Source organism: Allorhizocola rhizosphaerae, assembly GCF_003426775.1.
GTDB lineage: Bacteria > Actinomycetota > Actinomycetes > Mycobacteriales > Micromonosporaceae > Allorhizocola > Allorhizocola rhizosphaerae.
The window spans coordinates 1-25,617 of sequence record NZ_QJUG01000035.1 but is presented as its reverse complement, the minus strand read 5'-3'; the positions used below and the strand labels follow the sequence as shown (position 1 = coordinate 25,617).

The 25,617-nt window shown below is 68.6% G+C and carries 21 protein-coding genes; 4 read left to right on the top strand and 17 right to left on the bottom strand.

Annotation, left to right across the window (positions count from 1 at the left end; all coding sequences use genetic code 11):
• Window position 1: 1 nt before the first annotated feature.
• The 6 genes from DM816_RS44320 to DM816_RS09840 form a co-directional block, all read right to left on the bottom strand.
• On the bottom strand, window positions 2-2,683 hold the full coding sequence (locus DM816_RS44320; protein WP_281274312.1) for a proprotein convertase P-domain-containing protein: 2,682 nt from the start codon (window positions 2,681-2,683) through the stop codon (window positions 2-4).
• Window positions 2,684-3,078: 395 nt separating this feature from the next.
• Window positions 3,079-3,963 (bottom strand): hypothetical protein, encoded by an 885-nt coding sequence (locus DM816_RS09860; protein WP_117209865.1) that lies wholly within the window; start codon window positions 3,961-3,963, stop codon window positions 3,079-3,081.
• A gap of 197 nt (window positions 3,964-4,160) precedes the next feature.
• The gene (locus DM816_RS09855) at window positions 4,161-4,802 is read right to left on the bottom strand and encodes a formylglycine-generating enzyme family protein (RefSeq protein WP_117209864.1); all 642 of its coding nucleotides are present in this window, start codon (window positions 4,800-4,802) and stop codon (window positions 4,161-4,163) included.
• A gap of 32 nt (window positions 4,803-4,834) precedes the next feature.
• Complete coding sequence (locus DM816_RS09850; RefSeq protein ID WP_117209849.1) at window positions 4,835-6,022, bottom strand: heparan-alpha-glucosaminide N-acetyltransferase domain-containing protein; 1,188 nt, start codon at window positions 6,020-6,022, stop codon at window positions 4,835-4,837.
• Complete coding sequence (locus DM816_RS09845; protein WP_117209848.1) at window positions 6,019-6,681, bottom strand: BPL-N domain-containing protein; 663 nt, start codon at window positions 6,679-6,681, stop codon at window positions 6,019-6,021. The genes DM816_RS09850 and DM816_RS09845 overlap by 4 nt, the downstream gene beginning before the upstream one ends.
• Window positions 6,682-6,693: 12 nt before the next feature.
• Window positions 6,694-10,644: a Pls/PosA family non-ribosomal peptide synthetase gene (locus DM816_RS09840; RefSeq protein WP_211588619.1), complete on the bottom strand. Its 3,951-nt coding sequence runs from the start codon at window positions 10,642-10,644 to the stop codon at window positions 6,694-6,696.
• A gap of 268 nt (window positions 10,645-10,912) precedes the next feature.
• On the opposite strand from DM816_RS09840, the gene DM816_RS42360 reads away from it, so the two are divergent.
• On the top strand, window positions 10,913-11,062 hold the full coding sequence (locus DM816_RS42360; RefSeq protein WP_162907287.1) for a hypothetical protein: 150 nt from the start codon (window positions 10,913-10,915) through the stop codon (window positions 11,060-11,062).
• Window positions 11,063-11,100: 38 nt separating this feature from the next.
• Here the strand turns inward: DM816_RS42360 and DM816_RS09835 are convergent, their stop codons facing one another.
• From DM816_RS09835 to DM816_RS09825, 3 genes are all read right to left on the bottom strand, one after another.
• Complete coding sequence (locus DM816_RS09835; RefSeq protein WP_117209847.1) at window positions 11,101-11,667, bottom strand: Asp23/Gls24 family envelope stress response protein; 567 nt, start codon at window positions 11,665-11,667, stop codon at window positions 11,101-11,103.
• Window positions 11,668-11,699: 32 nt separating this feature from the next.
• Window positions 11,700-12,497, bottom strand: a complete 798-nt coding sequence (locus DM816_RS09830; RefSeq protein ID WP_117209846.1) for a L,D-transpeptidase family protein — start codon at window positions 12,495-12,497, stop codon at window positions 11,700-11,702.
• A 76-nt stretch (window positions 12,498-12,573) separates the two neighbouring features.
• On the bottom strand, window positions 12,574-12,987 hold the full coding sequence (locus DM816_RS09825) for a Fur family transcriptional regulator (RefSeq protein WP_117209845.1): 414 nt from the start codon (window positions 12,985-12,987) through the stop codon (window positions 12,574-12,576).
• Window positions 12,988-13,040: 53 nt separating this feature from the next.
• Between DM816_RS09825 and DM816_RS09820 the strand changes: the two genes are divergently transcribed.
• Window positions 13,041-13,850 carry an LLM class flavin-dependent oxidoreductase gene (locus DM816_RS09820; protein ID WP_117209844.1) on the top strand — a complete coding sequence of 270 codons (810 nt, stop codon included), beginning with the start codon at window positions 13,041-13,043 and terminating at the stop codon, window positions 13,848-13,850.
• Here the strand turns inward: DM816_RS09820 and DM816_RS09815 are convergent.
• From DM816_RS09815 to mca, 6 genes are all read right to left on the bottom strand, one after another.
• Window positions 13,804-16,077 (bottom strand): MMPL family transporter, encoded by a 2,274-nt coding sequence (locus DM816_RS09815; RefSeq protein WP_117209843.1) that lies wholly within the window; start codon window positions 16,075-16,077, stop codon window positions 13,804-13,806. The genes DM816_RS09820 and DM816_RS09815 overlap by 47 nt on opposite strands.
• 39 nt (window positions 16,078-16,116) lie before the next feature.
• Complete coding sequence (locus DM816_RS09810; protein ID WP_246001785.1) at window positions 16,117-17,337, bottom strand: RNA polymerase sigma factor; 1,221 nt, start codon at window positions 17,335-17,337, stop codon at window positions 16,117-16,119.
• Window position 17,338: 1 nt separating this feature from the next.
• The gene (locus DM816_RS09805) at window positions 17,339-17,767 is read right to left on the bottom strand and encodes a YciI family protein (RefSeq protein ID WP_117209842.1); all 429 of its coding nucleotides are present in this window, start codon (window positions 17,765-17,767) and stop codon (window positions 17,339-17,341) included.
• A gap of 128 nt (window positions 17,768-17,895) precedes the next feature.
• Entirely contained in the window at window positions 17,896-18,471 is a 576-nt protein-coding gene (locus tag DM816_RS09800) for a cadmium resistance transporter (protein WP_246001782.1), read from the bottom strand.
• The gene (locus tag DM816_RS09795) at window positions 18,464-21,019 is read right to left on the bottom strand and encodes a putative bifunctional diguanylate cyclase/phosphodiesterase (protein WP_162907286.1); all 2,556 of its coding nucleotides are present in this window, start codon (window positions 21,017-21,019) and stop codon (window positions 18,464-18,466) included. The genes DM816_RS09800 and DM816_RS09795 overlap by 8 nt, the downstream gene beginning before the upstream one ends.
• 287 nt (window positions 21,020-21,306) lie before the next feature.
• Window positions 21,307-22,179 (bottom strand): mycothiol conjugate amidase Mca, encoded by an 873-nt coding sequence (gene mca, locus DM816_RS09785; RefSeq protein ID WP_211588622.1) that lies wholly within the window; start codon window positions 22,177-22,179, stop codon window positions 21,307-21,309.
• 167 nt (window positions 22,180-22,346) lie between these two features.
• Between mca and DM816_RS09780 the strand changes: the two genes are divergently transcribed.
• Both DM816_RS09780 and greA read left to right on the top strand, forming a co-directional pair.
• The gene (locus tag DM816_RS09780) at window positions 22,347-22,787 is read left to right on the top strand and encodes a DUF4307 domain-containing protein (RefSeq protein ID WP_117209839.1); all 441 of its coding nucleotides are present in this window, start codon (window positions 22,347-22,349) and stop codon (window positions 22,785-22,787) included.
• Window positions 22,788-22,838: 51 nt separating this feature from the next.
• Window positions 22,839-23,327: a transcription elongation factor GreA gene (gene greA, locus DM816_RS09775; RefSeq protein WP_117209838.1), complete on the top strand. Its 489-nt coding sequence runs from the start codon at window positions 22,839-22,841 to the stop codon at window positions 23,325-23,327.
• A gap of 124 nt (window positions 23,328-23,451) precedes the next feature.
• On the opposite strand, the gene ilvA is transcribed toward greA, so the two are convergent.
• Together ilvA and DM816_RS09765 are read right to left on the bottom strand one after the other, a co-directional pair.
• Window positions 23,452-24,669, bottom strand: a complete 1,218-nt coding sequence (ilvA, locus tag DM816_RS09770; RefSeq protein WP_117209837.1) for a threonine ammonia-lyase — start codon at window positions 24,667-24,669, stop codon at window positions 23,452-23,454.
• Between the two features lie 37 nt (window positions 24,670-24,706).
• Window positions 24,707-25,617: amidase (locus DM816_RS09765; protein WP_162907285.1), on the bottom strand; the 911-nt coding region annotated here is incomplete at its 5' end.

Sequence of the window (25,617 nt, the reverse complement as noted above, 5' to 3'; positions counted from 1 at the left end):
GTCAAAGGGTTAGCGTCCAGGAGTCGATGCGTCCCGTGTCCGACGTCTCCGCGTCCTGCACCTGTAGCTTCCAGGTGCCTTCGCGCGTCTCCGAGGACAGGTTCACCGGATAGGTCTTGTTGATGTTGTCTTGCCCGGCACCCGTCCGGTTGTGCAGCACATAGGTGCTGCCGTCCGGCGCCACCAGCGTCACGACGAGGTCACCGATGTAGGGGTGGACGATGTGGACCTCCACGGTCGAGGCGGCCGAGGCGTAGCCCGGACAACCCGAGACCGCGATGGTCGAGGTGACCGTCGACCGGTCGGGGATCGTCACGTCGGTGCCGTTGGTGCGCACGCAGTTTGCCGGGCTGCCGCCGTTGCCCAGGTTCAAGGTCCACGTGTCGAGGTAACCCGTGAACCCGAAGCCGACGTCCTGCACACGCAGCTTCCAGATGCCGTTGCGCGTCTCCGAGGACAGGTTCACCGTGTAGATCTCGTGAATGTCGGCATAGGAGCCGCCGGTCCGGTCGCGCAGCACATAGGTGCTGCCGTCCGGCGCAACCAGCGTCACCACCAGATCACCGCTATGGGGGTGGACGATGTCCACCTTCACCTGCGAGGTCGCCGAGGCGTTGCCCGCGCAACCGCCCGAGACCTCGACGGCAGAGTGGACCGTCGACACGTCCGGGATCGGAACGTCGGCGTTGTTGGTGCCCGTGCAGTCCGTCGTGCCGCCCTTCAGGTTCAACGCCCAGCTGTCGATGGTGCCCGAGTAGGCCGCGTAGAGGTCCTGCACCCGCAGCCTCCACGTTCCCTCGGCCGCCTCCGACGACAGGTTCACGACGTATGTCTTGTGGATGCCACCCGTGGAGCCGAGTTCCCGGTTGTGCAGCACATAGGTGCTACCGTCCGGCGCAACCAGCGTCACGACGAGGTCGCTGACCGCGCTGTGCAGGATGTGGACCTCCACCGTCGCCTGCGCGGAGCCCATGCCCGCGCAGCCGGAGATCGCAATGGTGGAGTCCACTGTGGACGCGTCCGGAATCGCCACGTCGCTTGCGTTGACGCCGTTACATCCCGGCACGGGCACGGGACTCACCGTCCACGAATACACGGCGCGCCCCGTCCTGGGCAGCGACGAGCTGTCTGTCGCCGTCACGGTCACACTGTATGTCCCGGCCGCCGTCGGGGTACCCGAAATGGAACCCGTCGAAGAATCGATCGACAGGCCGGCAGGCAACCCGGAAGCCGACCACGAATACGGCGCCGTCCCGCCCGAAGCCATGTGGCCCACCGGAGAAATCGCCGTGCCGACCGTGGCCGTCTGGTTGCCGGGGTTGCTGACGGTGAAGCCGGGCATGACCGTCCACGAGTATGAGGCGCGCCCCGTGCTGACTCGCGATGAGCTGTCTGTCGCCGTCACGGTCACGCTGTAAGTCCCGGCGGCCGTCGGGGTACCCGAAATGGAACCCGTCGAAGAATTGACCGACAGGCCGGCAGGCAACCCGGAAGCCGACCACGAATACGGCGCCGTCCCTCCGGAAACCGTGTGGCCCACCGGAGAAATCGCCGTGCCGACCGCGCTGGTCTGGTTGCCGGGATTGCCGACGGCCAGGCCGACCGACCACGAGTAGAACGTGATCCCCGTCTTGGCCGGCGACGAGCTGTCTGCCGCCGTCACGGTCACGCTGTAAGTCCCGGCCGCCGTCGGGGTACCCGAAATGGAGCCCGTCGATGAACTGATCGACAGGCCGGCAGGCAACCCGGAAGCCGACCACGAATACGGCGCCGTCCCTCCGGAAACCGTGTGGCCCACCGGAGAAATCGCCGTGCCGACCGTGCCGGTCTGGTTGCCGGGGTAACCGACGGCCAGGCCGCCGCTGGGCTGGCATCCGCCCAGCGATGCCGCGGCGGTGCAGATGTCGTTGGCGAAGTAGCGCACCTCGGTGTAGACGCCAGGCTTCTGGGGCTGGGCACAGCCGACGCCCCAGCTGGTGATGCCGACCTGGACCCACTCGTTGTTGGCGTCCCGCTTGAACATCGGGCCGCCGGAGTCGCCCTGGCACGTGTCCACCCCGCCGCTGCTCCAGTTGCCGGCGCAGATTTCCTCGTTGGGGATGAGGCTGAAGTAGCTGCCGCCGGCGCTGGCGCATTGCGTGTCGTCGATGAACGGCACGTCCGCCTTGAGCAGATACTGATGCTGCGGCCCGCCCTCATAGGTCGCGCCCCAGCCGGCGACGGTGAAGCTCCCGTTGTGCAGCGAGGTGTCGGTGGCGAGTCTGAGCAGCGGGCTGTTGATCGGCTGGGAGATGCGGATCAGCGCCCAGTCCTTGCCTTCGCCGTAGTAGCCGTCCGCCACGTGGATGTAGTTGGAGGTGCGGGTGGTGCGGTTGGGGTCTTCCAGGTCGACGACGCCCCACGTCACCGTGACCGAGGTGCTGGGTCCGGTACCTAGGTCGGCCACGCAGTGCGCGGCGGTCAGGATGAGCGTCTGGGTGTACATCGCTCCCCCACAGCCCACGGAAAGGCGCACCATCCATGGGAACTCCCCCTGCTGCGCCACTGTGCCGCCGACGACCTGGGGCCCGATCTCACCGCCCGGCTCGGTGGCGTGAGCCGATGTCGCGGCGATGCCGCTCAGCACCAGGCCCGTGAAAGCGGCGATCCCGATCCGGGATGCCGCTCGTAGTGCTTGTCTCACGTATTCCCTCCCCACGGCGCGCCAAGGCACCGCTGTAGATAGTGAAAGACTCGAATGCACTATCGACTAGCTCGTCACAGTGCTCGCGCATGCGAAGACGAATGCCGCTGCGTATGTGGCGCGATCTTCGTCGCGGTACACAATGGATCAACGCCATCCGGGCTCGCAACCGTCAACGCATCTCTCAACTGACCGATATGAATGTCAGGGGATGCGGCTTAAGCCCTCTGAGCTGGTGCGCCACAAGCGCGGAGAGGAATTTGGTGTGGTGGGTAACGGTTTGGCCACAACCGCCCCATCTCGGGTGGGGACCGGGAGAGGGCGCGGCCAATCACCGTCCAAAGTGGCCGCCAGTGTCACTCCGGACGATGATTGGCCTGCCTGTCGGCCTCCGGTCAGGCCGGCGGGATCACGTTGTTCTTCGCGACCGGGAGCATCAGCTGGGTCGCCTGCTGGATCTGGACCTGCTCGGTGGGCAGGTGGGCCAGCGCGGGGTTGAGGTGGTTGATGGTGAGGTTGAACGGCGCCTGCAGCGCGGGCGTGATGATGTCGAACTTCTCCAGGTCGATCCAGCGCACGATGTTGAGCACCTCGGGCGGGATCGGCTGGTTGTTCTTCTGCACGGGCACGCACAGCTGGCGGTTGTAGGTCACCCTGGCCTCGTGCGCGGGCAGGTTGGCCAGCACGGGGTTGAGGTGCCGCAGGCCGAGCCCGATGTTCAGGGGCGCGTTCGGCTGCTCGATGTAGCACTTGAGATCGATATACATGGCCAGCTGCCGGATCTCGGGCGGCGGGTACAACCCATTCTTGATGACCGGCACGCACAACTGCACCGGCACGGTGAGATACACGTTGCGCGGCGGCAGGTTCTGCAGCTGTGGGTTGAGATGGCGCAGGTTCAGCTGCGTGTTCACACTCGCGCCTTGAATCTTGTAGCAGGACAGGTCCACGAACCGGACGAACTCAAGGACGCCCGCCGGCGGCAGCACGTTGTTCTTGGCGACCGGCACACACAACTGCTCGCGCGGCCCGAGCACGTGCGTCTCGTTGGGCAGGTGGGCCAGGACCGGGTTGAGGTGCCTGGTGAAAATCGCCGTCTGTGGCGGCTGGTACGGGTTGGTCTTGAAGCACTCCAGGTCCAAATGGGACACGAAACGCAAGGGGGACGGCATCGCCTGAATGCCAGGTGATGCCGCGGTGGCCGGTGCGGCGGCCGTCAGCCCGGCGACGAGGCCCATCAGGACGGTGGCTACCCAACCACGTTTGAGGACTGAGGACATGGTCTTCACCTTTCGTCGACGCCCACAGCTAGATCGACATGTGTCGAAGCGGGCGAGCGAGCGACAGCGTGCCACGAACGAGAGGCGAGCCATGAGTACACTTTCGCGTTCAGTCGGCTAGCCGACAGCAGCGATGGTGCCGTTTACAGCGGGCGACAGGGGTTGGCGCCGAAGCCGGCGCGGCCCGCACATGTGGCTCAGGCGTTGCGCGCTACCCGGAAACCCACGTCGTCGATCCGCAAGTCCGGATGGCTGCGCCGCCGCACCGACGCACGGCAGCTCCAGTGTTCGTCGAACCAGCCGCCACCCCGCAGCACCCGATAACCGCCGTAGACCTCGGCATCGTAGATGTCCCAGCACCACTCCCACACGTTGCCGAGCATGTCGTACAGCCCCCACGCGTTGGGCCGGAGCTCACCGACCTCGTGCATCCGATCGCCGGAATTGCCGCGGTACCAAGCGATTTCGTCGAGCGTCCCGTAGCGCGGTCCGTCCGTGCCCGCTCGGCACGCCCGTTCCCACTCGGCCTCGCTGGGCAGCCTGTATCCGTCGGCGTCCGCATGCCACTCGATCGCCTCGTCAGGGCCCAGACGGTAAGCGGGCGTGAGACCCTCGCGCGTGGACAACGTGTTGCAGAATCGCACCGCGTCCCACCACGACACCGACTCGACGGGCAGCCGGTCGCCCCGCACACTGCTCGGCCGCAGGCCCGTGACACCCGCATATTCGGCCTGCGTCACCGGATGCGCCGCGAGCCGGAACGCCGCGAGCTCCACCGGCCAGGTGCGCCGGGTCCGCCGGTCCGACAGCGTGACCGGTCCTGGCGGGATCGCAATCATCTCCATGGCGACGTGACGTTACCCGGCAGACCTCATCGATCGCCCGTGGCGGGGGTGCCCGCTATGACCGCCCTCTCACTCGTGGCCCAGCGGCGGGCCCGGGAGGCCAGCGCACCGGTCAGGGTCTCCAGCGGGCCGCGCCCGACCGTCGCCCGCCACGCCAACCCGATCACGAGCGCGGCCACGATCTGCACCAGACACCCGGTCGTGGCCTCGAAGACGTCGTACTCAGAATTGATGAACATTATGTGTACCACGTAAAGCGTCAGCGTCATGCTTCCGGCTGCAGCGAGCGGGGTCTGGATGACACCCGCCCACCGGGTGGCCTGAGCCGCCAGCAACATGAGCCCGAGCACCGCCATGGCGACCCCGGTTGTGCCGAGCAGATCGAAAGGCGTGCCCGTGTGCGGGGCGTCGATCGCGAGCCACCACCACGTATTGGTCGGGGTGGTCCCGTCTCCGCCGAGTGCGAGCAGCTCAGCGGTCTCGCGCCCGGTCAAGTCGCTGCGGGGCTGCGCCGCCCAGATGCGCGCCATCGCATACCGCTCGGTCAGGAACGAGGAGGTGACCGACGCCGCCACGGCCAGAACCACGCCCGCACCGGCCAACGTGGTCGTCACAAGTCGCCGGGTCAGGTCCAGTCGCCCGATGGCAAGCCCCGCACAGAGATACGCCATCCAGGGCAGCGCCGGATATTCGCCCGTGAAGCACAGCTCGTAGAGCAGCCTCAGTGGATCGTCCACAATGTACCGGAGCGTCGGATTGCGCAGTTTGGGTTTTGGCAGGTGCGGTTGCAGGAGGTGAACGAGCACCGGCATCCCGATCGCGGTGAGCGCGCCGGTCGCCGCGATCACCCAACCGGGAAGGAACACGAGCGGGATCGCCAACAGGAGCATCACGGCCAGATGGGGCAGGATCACCGCGCCGAGCCCGGCATCGGTGTAGCCCAGCGCCAGCCCGATCCCTCCGATCGCGAGCGCCCTGGCGGCCAGGCCCGCAACCGTGCCCTTGCCCTCGGACAGCGGGATCCGCCGGCCCCCGGTCAAGAAGGCGACACCGAGACCGGCCAGCACGGCGAACAGCGCCGCCGAACGCCCGCCGAACAGCGAAAACGACCAGGTCGGCGTGCCATCGCGGTTGGCCTCGTACAGGGAGTGGACGGCTATCACGCCCAACAGCGCGGCGCCGCGGGCCGCGTCTACACCAATGAGCCTGTTCATGAGCTCATCACGGCTTCCACGAGATCCAGCCCGAGGTCGAGACCCGTGTCGGGGCGCAGCCCGGCGTCCACGTACCAGTCGGCGGTCGCCTCGGGGTGCGGCCCGACGACACCCACCCGGCCCTCGCCGAAGCGGGAAACCAATGCGGCGATGGTGCCGTTGGGGTAGGTCGCGACGACGGTCACCGGGGCCTGCGGGTGCACCTGGAAGTATGGACCGTCTTGGAAGAACAGTGTGCGTTCGCGGCCGCGCCAGCAGACTCGGACCACGGTGTTGTCCTCGGAGGCGATGGTGGCTCGGGGCGAGGCGATGTATTGGTCGGTGTCACCCGGAAGGAGTGCGAAACCCGGCGTGGCTCCGGCCAGGTACCCGCCCAAACAAAAGCCTATATATCTGCCTCCGAATTGGACGAACTCGCGAATCGCCTCGCGATGGTCACGCAAATGGCGGTATGCGCGTTTGAGCGACGCGCCACCGGGCTGCGCATAGAGCGTCGCACCGGAAAGGGCCGATGTGGACAGTGGCACCTTCTCCTTCGGCCCCACATAGTGGACGTCGAAGCCGAACCGGCTGGAGCGCAACAGTTTGGCCACCGCCTCCGGGCATCCCGGCAGCGATGCCGGGCCACGATAGACCAGTGCTACGGATCGGCATTTCATGAGTGTGCTCCTTTAAGCCAGACCCTGGGCGGGCAGGCCGCGCCAGCACGTGCCGGGCGTGAGATGCTCGCCCTTCATCAGCAGGGAAAGCGAGCTGAGCGCGACATCGTCGCCGACCACGGCGTCGTAAAGCACGATCGCCCGGGTGCCGACCGTGGCTCCCGCTCCGACGGTCACCACCGACATTTTCATCACGCGATCCTCGAACAGGTGAGTTTGCAGTGACACCTCGATGCCGACCGACGCGTCGTCGCCGATGACGACGAGGTCGAACTCGGTCAAATACGTTGTGCCTATCCAGGTACGCCGCCCGACGCGCGCACCGAACCAGCGCAGCACGGGCGGCAGGAACGGCGTGCCGACAAGCATCCCCGCGCCGGCCGGCACTGCTGCCGCCTCGTAGATTCCGGTCACGAATTCGGTGCGGCGCACGAATGGGCTCCACAACGGTTCGACGCGCGGTCGATAGGTGCCAACGACATTGCGTTTGATGGCTGCGCAACAGGCGACGATCGCCACGCCCGCCGCGATCGCCACGAAGGGCGAAACCACCGCCGGGACAACCAAATCGCGACCACGGGCGAGCCACGACAGCACGAGCAGGTAGAGATAGAACGACACACCCAGCAGCGAGGCCGGCAGTGTGACCCGGAAGAACTCGATGGCGAGCCGATGCACCACCGCCTTGCGGGGAGGCCGGAACGTCTGCTCCTCCGGATAGGAGCCGCTGCTTTGCCGCAGCGGCAAATGCATCGCGGGCGAGCCGAGCCACGAGGTCCCGTCCGGGACACCGGTCACGGGTGGCAGCGTGCCCACGCCGACAAGCGATCCGTCGCCAAGTTTGGTGCCGGCCGGCACGACCGCCGCGTTGCCCACAAAGGCGCGGCTGCCGACTTCGGTGGGCAGGAAAGCCACCCGGCCGTTGGCGTAGCTTGCCGCGCCCACGCTTGCCATGTCGGCCACAAAGCTTCCGCTGCCGAGCGTGAGCAGATCGGGGTCCAGGTGCGCGGCGGTGGACACCTCGGCGCCGCGGCCCACGCGAGCGCCGAGGATCCGCAGCCACGGCACGGTGTAGAGCGTGGAGTAGAGCGAATTGGTGAACGTGAGGCTGAACTCCAGCAACTTGTCGGCTATCCATTTGCGGACGCCAAGTCCGGAGCGCACGGGATGGATCCCCACCGGAGTGCGTGGCAAGACTATGCGCTTGCCGAGCGCGACCACGGCGCAGACCGTGAGCACATAGACCGGCCCGGCCAGGAGCGTCGCGAGCAGACCCGCGAGCAGGCCCCAGCTGAGCAGGGCCCACCACACGAGCGCCACGCTCGGCACGATCATTCCAATCGCGACAATCTCCAGCCCGAGCAGTCCGAGCATCGCGGCGGCAAGGTGCTGCGGGCGCCAGCCGCGCAGCCGGCCGCGGCAGGTGAGCATGCTCTCGACCACAGGGGCGAGTTCGTCGGTGGGCCGCGGAGGTGAGCCCGCCCAGCGCGCGCCGGGTGGGACCGACTCGTCCTGGCCGAGTGCGGACTGCTCGCCGAGCGCGCCCCCCGCGCCGATCGTGGAGCCGGGTTCGAGCACCGCGTTGGCCCCGACGAAGGCACCATCGTCCACTTTGATCGGTGCGACGTGTACCCAGCCGTCCTCGACACGCCACGGGCGAAGCGAGACGCCGTAACCGACCGACGCGTCGGCGCCGACCTCAAGCATGGTGGGGAGGCTGATCGCGCTCGTGGCGATGGTGGTGCGGCGCCCGATCTTGGCTCCGAGCATGCGCAGATATGTTGCCATCAAAGGGGATCCGCTGAAGATGGGCAGCGGCCCGATGGTCATCAGCAGATTCAGCGCCCAGATGCGCACGTATGTCAGTCCCCACAACGGGTATCGACCCGGCCGGATCCCGGCCGCGAGTGGCCGCGCGAACAGCAGGGGCACCACCCAGCGCACGGACAGGTAGCTGACCAGGATCGCGGCCATGAGTTGGACGAGCACGCGGACCGAAACGACACCGTCGTTGCGCGTGTACACATAGGACACGGGCAGGGTCACGACGAGGGCGAGCAGATAAATCGCGATGGCTTGACCGAATCCGGCGCGCGCGATCCGGCGGCTGTCGTGCCGCAGCGGTGCCGGGCGGGTCGCGGTCGTCTCGCGCGCTGCCGCCTTCGCCTGCAAATGCGCGGCCAGGCCGCGGATGGTCGGATGATCGTAGATGTCGCGCAAGGCAGGGCTCGCGCCCACGCCGCGTTCTCGCAACAGGGTGACCACCCTGGCGGCGAGGAGCGAATGCCCCGCGAGGTCGGTGAAGAAGTCTGCCTCGACCGAAAGCTCCTGCGGCGCGATGCCGAACGCGTCCGACCAGACGGCGAGCACCTGCTCCTCGAACTCGCTGTCGGCGACGACGATCGGGCCGCCCGCGGCCGCGGTCAGGCGCCGACCGGTTGGCGGTTGGAGCCGGCTGCGGTCGACCTTGCCGCTGGGCATGGTGGGCAGGTCGGCGACGATGTCGAGATAGGACGGCACCATGTAGGCTGGCAGCCGGCCGCGCAGGGTCTCGGAAAGCCGTGCCACCAAAGCGTCTTCGGTGATGCCGTCCTTGCACACCACATACGCCGCCAGCTCGCCGGGCGTGCCCATGAGCGCGGCCACGGCCTCGGACACGTCCGGATCCTCTAGCAGTACACTTTCGATCTCGCCCAGGTCGACGCGATGCCCGCGGATTTTGACCTCCGCGTCCGCCCGCCCCAGATACTCGATCTCGCCGTCGCTGGTGAGGCGGCCCAGATCGCCAGTACGGTAAAGCTTCCCGCCGGGCGGGGCGAGGGCATGCTCGATGAACCGGTCAGCGGTGAGCTCCGGCCGCCCGACATAGCCGCGGGCCACGCCCGGCCCGCCGATGCAGATCTCGCCCACATCGCCGTCGGCGACGAGCTGGCGCTGCTCGTCCAGCAGCACGACGGAGTAGGTCGGCAGCGGGCGCCCGATGGTGACCGGGCGGCCCGGGTGCAGCTCGCACCAGATCGCCGTGACCGTCGCCTCGGTCGGCCCATAGGTGTTGAGAATCCTGCGCCCGGGACGGCTCCATCGCTCCACGAGCTGGCCCTGGCATGCCTCGCCACCGACCATCAAGGCACGGATCAGCGGCAGGTCGCGGGGGATCGTCGCGAGCAGGGTTGGTACACAGTAGAAAACGGTGATTCCCGACTCCTCCAGGAAGTCCGCCAGTTCGGCGCCCAGCCGGCGGGAATCGGTCGGGCCTGCCACCAGCGTCGCGCCGACCGCCCAGGTCGGCCAGATCTCCTCGATCGAGAAATCGAAGGCGATCGTCATACCCTGGTAGACACGGTCGGTCGGGCGCACGTCGTAGAGTGCCGGCACGATGCTCAGAAAGTTGCAGATGCTCGACTGCGCCACCTCCACACCCTTCGGGCGGCCGCTGGAGCCGGACGTGTAGATGATGTACGCGGCCGGGTCGGCGACATCACCGCACGGTTGCGGCCGTTCGGCGGGCAGGGCCTGCAAGGCGTCGGCGCTTTCGTCGAGCACGACCATGGGCCGGCCGACCTCGCCCAGCTTGGCGGCGAGGCCCGATGACGTCACCAACAGGTCGACATTGGAGTCTGTAACTATGTAGGAGACCCGGTCGGGCGGCGACTCCGGGTCGATCGGCACGAACGCGGCGCCGGCCTTGCCCACGCCCAGCAGCGCGACATACGTTGCGACGGAGCGGTGGAGCAGGATGGCCACCCGCGCGCCGGCGCCGATCCCGAGCCCGCGCAGATGATGCGCCAGCCGGTTCGCCTTGACGTCCAGCTCCAGATAGGTGAGCCGCTCACCCGCGCACTCGAGCGCCACCGCCGCCGGATTCCGGTCGCACGCGGCCTCGAACACCTGATGCATCCGCTCGGCCGGCGCTCGCGAAGGGTACACCTCATTGGCGCATGCCGGGTCTTCAAATCGGATCATGCAACATCCAACCCGCTAGATTGTCGGATAACAGCCTTTACGTGAGGAAGGTTATAAAAACCGATTCCGATTCCAGATGCTACTAAAACAGACACCTGTGGGGTGGATGATTGCCCGAACCCGCAATCCGCGGGGAACCCACTTTGATCTGAAGGGGGTGGGATCTGACCAGGCCTCGTCCCATGCGTTCACGCAGCCCGTGACGTCACATGGATATACGGGTGGGTCGTCGTGTAGCACCCGCGGATGAAGACGCAGTAGTCGACGTGTGCTTTGTCGTGCCATCCCGTGGCGTTGCCTCGAACACCATGCGGGCGTCTACGGGCAGGGCATGATCGAAACCGAATGGGGACTCGACATCCCGCGCGGCCGGCCGCCGCTCGTCGCGCTCAAGGCGGCCACACCCGCACGCGCCTGATGGTGCACCGGGCCGCCTGAGCCGCAACGGGTTTCGGCCTAAGCCGTGGCCGGCTTGTCGTCGGCGACGTGTACGTCGTCGACTCGAATGTTCACTTCGAGGACTTCCAGGCCGAGCATGTTCTCGACCGCGGCGATCACCTTGACGCGCACCGCATCGGTCACCGAGTGCACGACGTAGCCGAACTCGATGACGATCGTCATGTCGATGATGGCCGTGGTGCCCTCCAGACGGACCCGCACGCCGCGATCGGATTCGCTTCCGCCGTCGGCGTCGCCGAGCCCGATCCGCTGCGTGAGGAAGGCGAAGCCGCGGGCGAAGTCGCCGCCGAGGTCGTGCACGCCGGCGATTTCGCGCGCCGCGATTCCGGCGATTTTGCCGACGACCTCGTCGGCGATGGTGGTCACGCCGCGCTCCTCGGTAAGCGCGGCCGTGTTGCGCACCCGCACGATGGCGCGCTCGACGGCGTCACCGGCCCGGTGTGCCGCATCGTTGATCCGCTCCACCGCTTCGCGCCCGCGTTGCTGAAAATTGGCCTGCACGTCGGCCGCCGGCGTGGGCTCCACCGCCGTCGGCGACTCTGGTGCAATGGGTTCCGTGGTCATGACGGGCAGAGTACCCGTAGGTTACAAGGTCGTCATGTCCCCGGGCGGCGGCCGAACACCTTGACGGGCGTGCCCACCTTCAGCGTTTCCCAGTAGGCGATGGCGTCGGACTTCAACAGGTTGACGCACCCGTGCGAGCCGAGCGACATGTCGTGGATGTACGAAGTCGTCTCGTGGAATCCGTTGTTGCCCATGATGCGCTGCCAGTAGTGCAGGTACACGTCGAACGACTCGGTGTAGTTGCTGCGCTGCCGCTCGATGATTTTGAAGCTTCCGGCGGGCGTGGGCGCACCCTTGCCGTCGGGGTGGTCGTATCCGGTCCGGGTCACCGTCGGCCCGTGGATCACCTTGCCGTCGCGCATAATCCACGTCGTCTGGTGGGTCAGGTCGATGCACGCGGTCAGTCCGGACCCGGCGCCGCAGCGCCCGGGATCGCTTGCCAGCAAACGCTTTGCGACGTTGAGCGTGGCTCCGCCCGGTACACCATCAATCGGCCGAAGGCCAAATCGGGTCTGGAATTTTTTGATCGCCACGCAGTCCGCATCGGACTGCTGCCCATCGGCCGAAAGTTTGCCGTAGCCGCCCAGCTCGTTGAGCGCCTGCTCGACCTCCAACTGATGCTTGCCCTCCTTGCAGGCGGGCTTGGCGGGCGACGGCGAGGCCGGTGGCGTCTCCAAGGAAGGCGACGGCGATGGTGTGGGCGAGGCTATCGGGCTCGAATCCACAACGGGCGCAACGGAAGGCGTCGTCGCACTGTCGAATGTGGACGAGGAAGGCTTGCACGCGCCGATCAGCGTGGCCGCGCATACGATGACCACCAAACGCCTCATGAGTTCCTCCCCGCCGGATCGCCTGCATACTGACACACGCCATCGCGTCGGGAAAGGTTGCAGGCGCGCTGTCGGATCAGCGACTCTCGGCGGCGCACGTGGCGCACGTGCCGAAGATCTCCAGGGTGTGCGAGACGTCGGTGAAGCCGTGCTCGTCGGCCACCCGCTCGGTCCACTTCTCCACCGCCGGGCCCTCGATGTCGATCGTGCGGCCGCAGTTGCGGCAGACCAGGTGATGGTGGTGGCGGCCCTGCCCGCAGAGCCGGTAGAGCTGCTCGCCGTTGGGCAGGCGCATGGTGTCGGCCTCGCCCGCGTCGGCCAGGGCCTGCAGGTTGCGGTAGACCGTGGTGAGCCCGATCTTGCTGCCCTGCTGCCTGAGGTCGGCGAACAGCTGCTGGGCCGTCTTGAAGTCCTCGGTCTCGCGCAGGATGGTGAGGATCTCCCCGCGCTGCCTGGTGCTGCGGGCGGTCCCGGGAATGCTCTCTGCCACCCGGCGATTCTAGCCGGATCGAACGCCACCGCGCCGAGGCTAGGCTGTTGACCATGCAAACGCGGTACGCGGTGGGCCTGCCAACGGTCGGTGAGTTCGGTGATCCTCGGACACTTCTTGATCTAGCGGTGGCGGCTGAGCGGCACGGCTGGGACGGCGTCCACCTGTGGGATCACGTGCTTTATCACCAGCCCGACTGGCCCGTGACGAGCTCCACGGTCACCGCCGCCGCCATCGCCACGGCAACGTCCCGCCTGCGGATCATCCTCACCGTGGCGCTTCCCCGGCGCCAGTTCCAGGACATCGCGCAGGACCTGACCGCGCTGTCGGCCCTGTCTGGCGGGCGGCTGACCATCGTGGCCACGATCGGCTCGATGGACCGCGAATACAGCGAGTTCGGGCTGGACCCGGATCTGCGGGCCCGGGGGCGCGCTCTGGACGCGGGCCTGGCCCGGCTCAACCGGGAGTTTCCCATCTGGTGCGGTGGCCGCTGGCCCAACCGGGCGGGCCTACGGCGGGCCGCCCGCTTCGACGGGGGGATGCCCACCTTCGCCGACCAGCGCGTGCACAACCCACCGGTCGAAGACTTCGCCCAAGCAGCCGCGGTGATACAGGGTGGCGGTCGTCTCGCCTCGGCCACCGATGGCCCGCGGTCATATCACGGCCGTGTGGCCTCCGCGGGCGACCGCCCGGCAGAAGGGGGCAAGCGGGACATCGCGGTCGAAGGGGCATCCACAAGCGCTGCCGACATCGCGCCCTACGCCGAAGCGGGCATGACCTGGTGGATCGAGGCCATGGGATGGTGGCGCGGGGGTGTCACGGCTGCACACGCTCGTGTCGCCGCTGGCCCACCCGTTCCATGACGGTCAGCAGGGCGGGCGCGAGCAGCGAACGCACCACAAAAGCATCGATGAGGATGCCCACCGACAGGGCGAAGGCCAACTCCCGGAACGGCCGCAGCGGCACCAGCGCCAGCAGGCCGAAGCTCACCGCGAGCGTGAAGGCCGCCGTCCGGATCGCGCGCGCCGACTCCGGCAGCGTGATCGCGAGCGCCTCGCGCAGCGGGCGCGCTCGCGCCTCCTTCCACGCCGGGCCGATTCCGAAGATGTTGTAGTCGGAACCGAGCGCCACCAACAAAACCGCCGCCGCGAACGGGACATAGAACGTCAGCCCGTCGTGCCCCAGCACACCCTGGAACACCCATGTGGTCAGGCCAAGCGTCGCCCCGATCGCGAGCACGCTGCATGCCAGCAGGCCGACCGGCGCCACGAACGCACGCAGGAAAAGCATGAGGAACAACAGGTTCGCGGCGAGGGCGGCCAGCGCGATGCGGCCAAGATCCCGCACCGTCTGGTCGACGACGTCCTTCGCTATCGCCGTGTCGCCGCCGAGACTGGCCTCGGCCCCGGCCAGCCCCGCCGATTGCAACATGCCCGGCAACGCGTTTTCCAACTTCGCCATATTCTGTACCGCGCGAGCGCCCAGCGGTTCGTCCGACAGCACAAGCAGGTAGCGCACCGCCGTGCCATCGGCCGCCTGGAACACCTCGCGTATCTCGGGGACGAGACCGTCGCCCGGCCCGATCACGGCGGCCACACCTTCTTGGCGCGCAAGCGACTCCCGCAGACGGCCCAGCTCGGCCTCACGCCCGCCGAGCCCGGACCCCTGCACGAGCAATTCCGTGGGCGACAGGATGCCGTTGGCGAAACCGGTTTCGGCCTGTGCCGCCGCCAACCGCGCCGGGTTGTCCGCGGGCAGCGACTCCACAAAGGACACTCCGAGTTTCAGGTCGCGCATGGGCACGGCCGCCGCGACAAGCCCGCCCACGCTCACCGCCAGCACAACGAAAGCGACCGCCGGACGGGTGAGCAACCGCGCGAACCACCCACTCGATGCGGAGGCCCGCGCCTCACGCGCCGATCCCGCCACCCGCCGGCCGAAGATCGCAATCAGCGCGGGCACCAGCGTCACGGCCACGAGCATGCCGATGAGCACAGCCAGCGCCATACCGGGCCCGAACGCCCGGAACGTCGGCGATCCGGCGACAATCAGCGCCGCCGTGCCGGCCGCCGCGGTCGCACCGGCGGTCGCGATGATGGGCGTGAACTTGGCCGTCGCCGTCTCGGCGGCCTCCAGCCGGCCGATGCCGGACGCGAGCTCCGCCCGCACGGCGGACAGGTAGAAGACCACGTAATCGGTTACCACCCCGAGCAGCAGCGCGACCAACAACGGCTGTGTCTCCTGGGGCACGGGGACGCCCAGGCGGTCCGCAAGATATCCTCCAATATGGAGCGTGAGCACGATGGCGACACCGGCCACACCCAGGGCGAGCACCGCGGCGGTCACCGACCGAAACGCGAACGCGACGATGAGAAACACCGCCACCACCGTCGCGATCTCCAGCCACGTCAGCGATCCGAGCACGATGCGGCCCTGCTCCACCCGCGCGGGAACCGATCCCGTCACACCGATCACCGAATCGCCCGCGCCATAATGGTTTTCGGCGAACCGCTGCGCCGCGTCCGCCTGGGCCTTGAAGCCGGCATCCGGTTCGGCGAACAGCAGCGTGATGATGGTGGTGCCGCTTTCCGCCGACCCGGGAAGCAGTTTCAGCGTGTTCGCGACCGGCACGGCCGCCACGATGGGCTTGATGTCGGGATATGCGCCCTCGCTCACCTCGCGTGCCCGTTGCACTGCCTCGACCTGCGTGGCCACCGGCAGCCCGTCCGGGTTACGCTGCACCACCGCGATCCGGCTCAGCAGCGGGAACCCGAACTTCTCGAACGAGCGCAGCTCGCTTTGCGCCGCCGGGTTGTCGCCCGACACCAGCTGTTCCAGGTCGCTGCCGCCGTGCCCGAGCGGGGGCAGATACAGCACGGCCGCCGCGACCGCCGCCGTCCAAAACGCCACCACAAACCAGCGCAGCCAGACAACCCATGTCGCATACAGCTCAAGCAACCAGCTGGGACGCCAACGGCTGAGCCTCGTGGCTGCGGGCGCCTCGCCTTGGCCCTCCGCCCGCCGCGGCTGGTCGCCGGACCGCGTGGCCTCCTCTCGCGCCTGCCCGGCCGTGTGCCGTGTTGATTCCATGCGGACGCTTACCCGCGTGCCACCGTCCGGAAACGACCGCTAGCGTCCCGTGCGGGCCCGCTCCAACAGCACGTCGCGCTCCCGCGTGTTGCGGGTCAGCTCGGCCGCGCGGGCAAAGGACGAACGCGCATCGGCAACCCGGCCCAGCTTCGCGAGCAGGTCGCCTCGTACCACATGAAATGGGTGATAGTCCGAAAGCGACTCGGCGAGCGGTTCCACGATTTCGAGCGCGGTTTGCGGCCCGAACGCCATGGACACCGCGACCGCCCGGTTGAGCTCGATGACGGGCGTCGGCATGAGCTTGGCCAACTGCTCGTAGATGTCCGCGATCTGGGCCCAGTCGGTCTCCCCGGCGGTGAGCGCCCTGGCGTGGCACGCGGCGATCGCGGCCTGAAGGCCATACGGCCCAAGGGTTCCGCCCAGTTTGGCCGCGCGCTCAAGGGCCGTCCGGCCGCGCTTGATGAGCACCCGATCCCACAGCGCGCGATTCTGGTCCAGCAGCAGGATCGGCTGCCCGTCGGGCCCCGTGCGGGCGCGCAGCCGTGAGGCCTGCAGCTCCATGAGCGCGACGAGGCCGTGCACCTCGGGCTCGTCGGGCATGAGGCCGGCGAGGATGCGGCCGAGGCGCATGGCCTCCTCACACAGGGACGGCCGGATCCAGTCGTCGCCCGCGGTGGCCGAGTATCCCTCGTTGAAGATCAGATAGATGACCTCAAGCACGGACGCCAGCCGCTCGGGGCGCTCGCTCGCGGCTGGAGGCTCAAACGGTACCCCCACAAGGCTTTTCTTCGCCCGGACGATGCGTTGCGCGACCGTCGGCTCCTGCGCGAGAAAGGCCCGCGCGATCTCCTCTGTGCTCAGCCCGCCCAGCAGGCGCAGGGTGAGCGCGACTCGCGACTGCGTCGGCAGCACCGGATGGCACGAGATGAACACCAGGCGCAGCAGATCGTCTTCGATGTGGTCGGGCTCGAACGCGAAGTCCTCGGCCTCCGGCAGCGCGTGGCCCAGCTCCACGATCTTGCGTTCGAGCACGGCGTTGCGCCGGAACAGGTCGATGGCGCGGCGCTTGGCCACCGCCATGAGCCAGGCGCCGGGGTTGTCCGGCACACCCGACTGCGGCCATTGCTCCAAAGCGGACACCAACGCGTCCTGTGCCAGCTCCTCGGCCAAGCCCACGTCGTGGGTCATCCGCGCCAGCCCGGCGATCAGGCGTGCCGACTCCATCCGCCAGACCGCGTCGACGGTCCGCTTGACATCCACGCTATTGGTTCCCGGCCGAGCGCCACTGCCGGTCCTTCTCCTGCATCTCGGGCGTCATGGTGTCGCCGAACTCCTCGGGCTCGAACACCTCGCGGATCTCGACCACACCCTCCTCCTGCTCGTAACCCTCGGGGACCGGGATCCGCTTGACCCACTCGACGGCCTCCTCCATCGACCTGACCTGCCACAGCCAGTAACCCGCGAGCAGCTCCTTGGTCTCGGTGAACGGGCCGTCGATGACGGTCGTCCTGCCGTCCTTGAAGCGCACGCGCTTGCCCCGCGAGGTGGGGGCCAGCCCCTCCCCGGCCAGCAGCACACCGGCCTTGACGAGCTCCTCGTTGTAATTGAGCATCGCTTCGAGGTATTTCTGGTCGGGCAGTTCGCCCGCCTCGGCCCGTTCGTCGGCCTTTATCAACACCATTACTCGCATGGTCGGCTCCCATCCCTGGCAAGTTGATCCTATGACCGCAACACGGACATTACGTGGCGCGGCGGTTTTCGCGGTGAGAACGCCTGCGGATCATCGACCGGATCGGCCCCCGTCTCCGCGTCGGCCGGCTACCCGCCCGAGAACAAAATGACCAGGCCGAGCACGATAAAGACGACCGGCACGACCCACCGGCCGTAGCGCTCGACCAGCCCGATGACCCGCCGATGGGAGCCGAGCCACGCTCCCGCCAGGCACCACACCGTCACGCCGACCGCGAACACCGCGATGGTCACGGCCGTCGGCACGGCCCCGATCGTGCGGAACACCGGCGTGTACACCGAGATGTTGTCGGCCCCGTTCGCGATCGTCACGCCCGCCACGGCCACCGCGCCGTTGGCCACGGGCACTTCTGCGCCGTCGCGATCGCGCCAGGCCGCGATCAGCCCACGCACGCCCAGCGCCAGCGGCACCAGCCCCAGCAGGAACACCCAGCGATCCGGCACGACGCTCAGGCCGAGCGCGGCCACCACGGAGATCGCGACCAGCGCCGCGATGCCCAAATATTGACCCGCCCAGATCTGCCACGGCCGGGGCCGTCCGGTGGCACGCGCCGACAGGAACAGCACGGTCAGCACCACGAGATCGTCCACATTGGTAGCAGCGAACATCACCACGGCGGTGCCAACGGTCCCGAACTCACCCAACCTGGCGTGCCTTCACCACACGAATGGGCCGCGCGGCCGCCTTGATCCGGGCCAGCACATCGACGATCTCGGTGGTCGGCACCGGCCGCGCGAAGTGGAAGCCCTGCCCCGCATCGCAGCCGAGCCGCACCAGCGCCGCCCGCTGCTCGGCGCTCTCCACGCCCTCCGCCACCACCCGGATGCCCAACCGCTTGCCGAGATCGACGACCGCCCGCACGATCGCGGCCGCCTCCTTCGACTCGCCCATCCGCGCCACGAACGTCCGGTCAACCTTGAGCTCGTCGACCGCGATCCGGGTGAGGAAGGTCAGCGACGAATAGCCGGTGCCGAAGTCGTCCACCGCGAACCGCACGCCCAGCGCCCGCAACGCGTGTATCACCTGGTCGGTCACCCGCAGCGGGCTGAGCGCCACGGTTTCGATGATTTCCAAAACCAGATCCCCAGCCGGTACCCCGTGCCGCTGCAGCATTTCGGCGAGATCGGTGGGCAGTTGCTGGTCGAGCAGGCTGCGCGGGGACAGGTTCACCGACATGGGCAGCCGCAGCCCGGCCTCGGCCAGCTGCGCCGCACTGGCCAGGGCCAGATCGAGCACGTGCCGGGTGAACTGGCCCAGCAGGTCGCTGGCCTCGACGGCGCGCAGGAAATCCTTGGGGATCAACTGCCCGCGGCGCGGGTGCTCCCACCGGATCAGCGCCTCCACCCCGATCGGCTCGCCCGTCGGCAGGTCGACCGTTGGCAGCAGCACGACGCTGAGCTGATCGGTCTTGGACAGGGCCACCGCCATCTCGGCCACCAGCGCGAGCCGGTCGGTGCTGGTGTCGTCGCGCCCGGCCTGATAGGTCATGGTCCGCACGCCCGACTCCTTGGCCTGATAGAGCGCGATGTCGGCGCGGCGGAGCAGCTCGATCAGGTCCACCGGGCCGGCCGTCGCCACCACGATGCCCGCGGTCACCTCGACCGACAGCATCACGCCCGCGACCTCGATGGGCGTGGCCAGGCTCGCCGTCAGGGCGCGCGCCCGTCGCAGCGCCACCGCCCCGGCCGCTTCCAGCGGATCGACACCGTCCACACGCGACGGAAGCGGCAGGTCGGTGATCAGGAGCGCGAACTCGTCGCCGCCGAGCCGGGCCACGAGCTCGGAGACCTCGGCGTCGGCGGACAGCCGCGATGCCGTGCGCTGCAGCAGCTCGTCGCCTGCCAGGTGGCCCAGCGTGTCGTTGACGGACTTGAAGTTGTCCAGGTCGAGCAGGACCAGCGCCACCGGCCGGTCCGGCGCGCACGCCCGCAGCAGCGCGTGCCCGCGGTCGAGCAGCGCATCGCGGTTGAGCAGGCGGGTCAGCGGGTCGTGCAGCGACTCGTAGGTGGTGCGCTCGTGCAGGTCGCGCAGCGCGCTGTGGGTCGCGGCGTCGTGCAGCGCGTCGCCGAACGCGGCCAGCCGGTGCTGGTCGTTGGCGCTCCAGCCGGCGGCGCGGGTGGGCGTGAGGGTCAGCAGGCCGACCGGGCCGCCCGCCACCTCCAGTGGCTTGGTCACCGGGGGCGGGTCGAAGCCGTCGTCGGCGGGCACGGGCTGGACAGCACCCTCGGCGACGATCGCGACCTGCGTGGAGCGGGCGTCCAGCACATAGCGCATATGCGAGCCGAACACCGCCAGCTCGACCCGGCGCACGCCGAACAGGGCACGGGCCGAGCGCACCCCCTCCTGCGCGACCGCGATCTCGTCCAGGCGGTGCAGTGAGCGGCTGGCCAGCGCGAACGCGTGCCAGGTGCGCCGCTCCTCGTCCTCGCGGAGGCGATGCGCGTACAGCTGGTGCATCAACCACAGCAGCGGCGGCAGCACCAGCAGGAAGATGCGCTGCTCCTGGATCTGCCACAGCAGCGCGGCAAGCAGGCCGAGCGCCAGGTTGCCGACGATCATGATGGGCGAGCCGCGCAGCGCCCGCAGCACGACGCCCAGGATGTTTTGATCGTCGCGTGCCCGCAGGTAGGCCGCGAGCAGCACCAGCGTGCTCAGCAGATAGATCACGGCCACGCCGGACAGGGCCAGCGCGGTGCGCGGGTCGAGCAGGCCGACCTTCTCGACGCCGCTGCCGACCAAAATGATCGAGGCGAACCCGGCGGACAGGGTCAGCGCACCGGTCGCCCGCAGCACCTCGAACGGGCTGCGCCGGTCGCCCAACATGCCGCGCAGGGACGTGCCGATCAGGATGCCGACGCCGACCGTCGCGGGCATCCACGCCGCGGGAATCAGGGTGAAACCGACAATGACCGCGGCCTCACCCCACGCCACGCTGATTGTCGTGTTTCCGACCCGCATCCGCAGCCCGAACAGGTTGGCCAGGATCACCAACGCGACCACGACCACGAACAGCACGGCTTCGCCGGGGAGGCCGTGCTGGCGATGACCACTCAGGTGCGGTAGTCCAATCGAGACGATCAGCGCTAAGATCGTCTGGATCGCGACGAAGCGCAGAGCGGCGCGCGGCAGGCCGGTCGTCCCGACCCTCCGCCCCAGCCTCTCCCGCCATTTGCCCAACTCAAGGCCCCTCAAGTCAGCACTGCCCGCCCACAAGTGCGCTGCGGTAGCGACACCAACTGGCCGGAACGCTACACACTAATGAGCCCGACGTAACAGTCCTTAGGCGTTGTTCCCATCTGAATCGTCACTCGGGGGGAACGACTCAGGCAGTCGCTTCAGCCTGGAGTTCATGTTGCGGATCAAGAAGATCGTGGCCACGGCCAGGAGCAGTATGACAAGCAGGGCCATCGGTCCCGCAAGGCCGTCACCCGATCTGGTGTCACCGAAGTTGTTGTCGGCCAATAGCTCCCACATGAACGTCAACCCTTGACATCGGCCGGCGTGTGCACACCGGCGAACAGGTCATCCTCTGGCACTGTTGAGTCTACGAGGGAGCGGACGAGCTCGTAATCCTCGGTCGGCCATCGCCTGCGCTGAACCGACAGCGGCACCCGGAACCAGAACCCGTCGGGGTCGATCTGCGTCTCGTGCGCCCGCAGCGCGTCGTCGCGCAGCTCGAAGAACTCGCCGCACGGCACGCGGGTGGTCACCCGGTCCGACTTGTCGTCCTTGTCGTCCCAGTTGGCCAGCCACTCGCCGTAGGGCGAGTCCTCACCCATCGCGAGCAGCTCCTCGTGCAGCGCCACGACCCGGGAGCGGGTGAAGCCCATGTGGTAGTAGAGCTTGAGCGGCTGCCACGGCGCGCCGGCCTCGGGATAGCGGTCGGGATCGCCCGCCGCCTCGAACGCCGCCATGCTGATCACGTGGGTGTGGATGTGATCGGGGTGTGGGTAGCCACCCTCCTCGTCGTAGGTCAGGATCACCTGCGGCTTGAACTCGCGGATCAGCTTGACCAGCGGCTCGGCGGCCTGCTCGACCGGCACCCGGGCGAAGGCGTCCTCAGGCAGCCCGCTGGGGTCGGCCGGGTCGTAATTTTCCACCCAGCCCGAGTCCACGAAGCCCAGCCAGGCCTGCTTGACGCCCAAGATCTCGCGGGCGCGGGCCATCTCGGCCCGGCGGATCTCGGTGATGCTCTCCTTCACCTCGGGACGGTCCATCTTCGGGTTGAGCACGTCGCCGCGCTCACCGCCCGTGCAGGTGACCACGAGGACATCCACGCCCTCACGGACATAACGCGCCATGGTCGCGGCGCCCTTGGACGACTCGTCGTCCGGGTGCGCGTGGACAGCCATGAGCCGCAATTCCATAAGGTCTCTCCGATTCCGATCCCGGCCGCTCGGGCCGCTCCTGTCCGCCTCGGCCGCTCGGGCCGTTTCCATCCGCTTCCGGCCGCACTGGCCGGCTCGTGTCAAACTTTGTCTCAGACGCCAATAGTCTTCCCGAACCCTCTGACAAAAGGATGCCGCGGGTGCCTGAGACTCCTGCCACAACATCACGCGAGACGACAATCTTCCCGCCCGGCCGGTACGGCCGCAGGCGGGAAGGGCGACGGACTCCTCGCTGGCTGGGCGTGGTGGCAGCGGTGTGCCTTGCCGCCGCGGCGATCCTCGTCGGGGTAAATTTGTACAACGCATACGGTGACGGCGATTACTCCCACTCGGTCACCGGCTTCACCGACATCACCGAAAACCAGGTTGTGGTCACGTTCATGGTCCGGCTCCCCCGGGACGGCAAGGCGGTGTGCGTCGTGCGCGCCCGGGACGCCACGGGTGCCGAGACGGGCCGCGAAGAGGTCACGGTCACGCCCGGGCCGGACGCCGGCCGCACGGTCGTGACCCACCGCCTGGCCACCCGCACCCGCCCGATCACGGGCGAGGTGAAGGGCTGCCGCCCAGCGTGATCCGCTGGTAAATTAGTACTTTCGTCCCCAAGAAGCAGCAGGAGTACTCCCGTGTCCACGCCCGATGCCACCTGGTTGTCCCAAGACGCGCATGACCGGCTGCAGGCTGAGCTCAATGAGCTCATCGCCGCCCGGCCCGCCATGGCGGCCGAGATCAATGCTCGGCGCGAGGAGGGAGACCTGCGCGAAAACGGTGGATACCATGCCGCCCGCGAGGAGCAGGGCAAGGCCGAGGCGCGGATCCGCTACCTGCAGGAGCTGCTGCGGGTGGCGCAGGTGGGCGAGGCCCCGACCAGCGATCGCGTGGCCGTGGGCAACGTGGTGACGATCCACTTCGACGACGACGCCGACGACACGGAGACGTTCCTGCTCGGGTCGCGCGAGATCGCCGCCACCACCGACCTGACCGTGTATTCGCCGGAATCCGCGCTGGGGCAGGCGATTCTCGGCGCGCGCTCCGGCCAGACCGTGACCTACACCGCCCCCAGCGGCGCGGAAATCAAGGTCACCGTGGTCAAGTTCGAGCCGTTCTCGGGCTGAGTTTTTCTCGCAGCGGGGCTCAGGGCAGCAGTGCGGGCTTGCCCCACGGTGGCCGCGCCCCAGTTCCGCGAGTGCCTTCGGCCCCTCGGCCAGCTCATAGACGGTGGGCTGGCCGGGGCCGCGGTTATTCGTGGTCAGTGAAGACGGTGTAGCCCGCGTCGCGCAGCGAGCGGATCAGGCGATCGGAGTGCTCCGCGCCGCGGGTCTCCACCGACAGCACCACCTCCACCTCGCCCAGGTGCAGGTGAGGGTTGTGCCGCTGGTGCGAGACGTCGAGCACGTTGGCCCGCTGCGAGGCGATCTGTGTGAGCAGCTCGGCCAGCGAGCCCGGCCGGTCGGAGCAGCGCACGGTCACGTGCAGGTAGCGCCCGGCCGCCGACAGCCCGCGCTCGATCACGCGCAGCAGGAGCAGCGGATCGATATTGCCGCCCGAGACCACGGCCACCACCGGCTTGCTGATGTGCGCCGCGCCCGCCAGGAGCGCCGCCACGCCAACGCTTCCCGCCGGCTCGGCCACCAGCTTGCCCCGTTCGAGCAGCATCAGCAGGGCCCGCGCGATCTCCTCGTCGGTGACCGTCACGACCTCGTCGACGAGCTTGCTGATGTGGGCGAAGGTCAGATCACCCGGCCGGCCGACCGCGATCCCATCGGCGATCGTCGAGATGTTTTTTATCCGCACCGGTGCGCCCGCGCGCAGCGACGGCGGCACCGCAGCCGCACCCGCCGCCTGTACCCCCACGATGTGAACGTCGGGTTTGAGCGCCTTGGCCGCGACCGCCATGCCCGAGATGAGCCCGCCCCCGCCGATGGCCGTGATGATCGTGCCCACGTCCGGGCACTGCTCAAGGATTTCGAGCGCGACCGTGCCCTGCCCGGCGATCACGTCCGGATGGTCGAACGGGTGGATGAAGACGGCGCCCGTGCGGTCGGCGAACTCCTGCGCGGCGACGAGGGCCTCGTCCACTGTGGACCCGGAAAGCTCGACCGCCGCGCCATAGCCCTTGGTCGCGGCCACCTTGGGCAGCGGCGCGTTGATCGGCATGAAGACGGTGGCCTTGGTGTGGGTCAGCCCGGCCGCGAGCGCCACGCCCTGGGCGTGGTTGCCGGCGCTCGCCGCCACGACGCCCCGGGCGCGCTCCTCGTCGGACAGGCGCGCGATCCGCACATAGGCGCCGCGCACCTTGTATGACCCGGCGCGCTGCAGGTTTTCGCACTTGAGCCACGCGGGCCCGCCCAGCTTGGCGGTCAGCGGCCGGCACGGCTCCAGCGGGGTGCTCCGGATGACGCCTTGAAGCAGCTCTCGGGCCGCTTCGACGTCGGAGAGGCTGATCAAGTGGGGCATCACGCCTCTGATATTCCCACCACGGCCTCGGTAACGCCTAAATCGCTCGGGGGTATCCGGGCGCGTGCCGCCGCCACGGGGAGGCCAGCTCGAATTGGCCCGCCACGGCCAGCAGCAGGAGCTCCGAGCCCGGGGGCCCGACCAACTGGACCGACGCGGGCAGGCCGTCGGGCCGCAGCCCCACCGGCACGACCAGGGCCGGCAGCCCGGCGATGTTCCACGGGGCCGCATAGGGCGCGTAGCGCGCGTTGGCCAGCACGTTGGCCGCCCAGCCGCGCCGGTGCCATTGCCGGGCGATCAGCGGCGCGTGCGCCAGGGATGGGGTCACCAGCAGGTCGAACCCGTTGTCGGCGAAGAAGCGCAGGGACATCTCGCGCAACGCCCGTCGGTCTTCCTCGCGCACGTAACCGCGCCGCCACGCCCATTCGCCCATCCGGATGTGCCTGCGGGTGCGGGGCTGCAGCCGCTGCCTGTCCAACCCGGACTCGACGCTGTCGCGGTATGCGCCCGCGAACCAGGTGAGCATGCCGCGCACGCCAAGCGATCTCGGGTACAAAGGGTCGGAGGTGACGGTATCGTGCCCGCTGTCGACAAGCAGCTTGCTCGCGGTGTGCACGGCGTGGCGGTTGCCCTCGTCCGGGCGGACACCCTCCAGGGGAGAGCGCAGCGACACCGCCACGCGAAGCCGGTCCGGCTGGCTCAGCGGCTGGGGCGTGCGCCCGCACAGCACCGCAAACCCGAGCGCCGCGTCGGCCACGGTCGTGGCCAGGATGCCGTGCTCGGTCAGGCCGAACCAGTGCTCGGCCGAGCCCGCGCCGAGCTCCACCGGCAGCACGCCGCGCCCCGGCTTGAGCCCGATCAGCCCGCAGCACGCCGCCGGGATGCGCACCGAGCCGAGGCCGTCGTTGGCGTGCGCGATCGGGACCAGCCCGGAGGCCACGGCCGCGG

Coding starts and splice junctions, on each gene's coding strand:
- DM816_RS09860 (WP_117209865.1), bottom strand. CDS start 3,963: ATGTCCTCAGTCCTCAAACGTGGTTGGGTAGCCACCGTCCTGATGGGC.
- DM816_RS09855 (WP_117209864.1), bottom strand. CDS start 4,802: ATGATTGCGATCCCGCCAGGACCGGTCACGCTGTCGGACCGGCGGACC.
- DM816_RS09850 (WP_117209849.1), bottom strand. CDS start 6,022: ATGAACAGGCTCATTGGTGTAGACGCGGCCCGCGGCGCCGCGCTGTTG.
- DM816_RS09845 (WP_117209848.1), bottom strand. CDS start 6,681: ATGAAATGCCGATCCGTAGCACTGGTCTATCGTGGCCCGGCATCGCTG.
- DM816_RS09840 (WP_211588619.1), bottom strand. CDS start 10,644: ATGATCCGATTTGAAGACCCGGCATGCGCCAATGAGGTGTACCCTTCG.
- DM816_RS09835 (WP_117209847.1), bottom strand. CDS start 11,667: ATGACCACGGAACCCATTGCACCAGAGTCGCCGACGGCGGTGGAGCCC.
- DM816_RS09830 (WP_117209846.1), bottom strand. CDS start 12,497: ATGAGGCGTTTGGTGGTCATCGTATGCGCGGCCACGCTGATCGGCGCG.
- DM816_RS09820 (WP_117209844.1), top strand. CDS start 13,041: ATGCAAACGCGGTACGCGGTGGGCCTGCCAACGGTCGGTGAGTTCGGT.
- DM816_RS09815 (WP_117209843.1), bottom strand. CDS start 16,077: ATGGAATCAACACGGCACACGGCCGGGCAGGCGCGAGAGGAGGCCACG.
- DM816_RS09805 (WP_117209842.1), bottom strand. CDS start 17,767: ATGCGAGTAATGGTGTTGATAAAGGCCGACGAACGGGCCGAGGCGGGC.
- mca (WP_211588622.1), bottom strand. CDS start 22,179: ATGGCTGTCCACGCGCACCCGGACGACGAGTCGTCCAAGGGCGCCGCG.
- DM816_RS09780 (WP_117209839.1), top strand. CDS start 22,347: ATGCCGCGGGTGCCTGAGACTCCTGCCACAACATCACGCGAGACGACA.
- ilvA (WP_117209837.1), bottom strand. CDS start 24,669: ATGCCCCACTTGATCAGCCTCTCCGACGTCGAAGCGGCCCGAGAGCTG.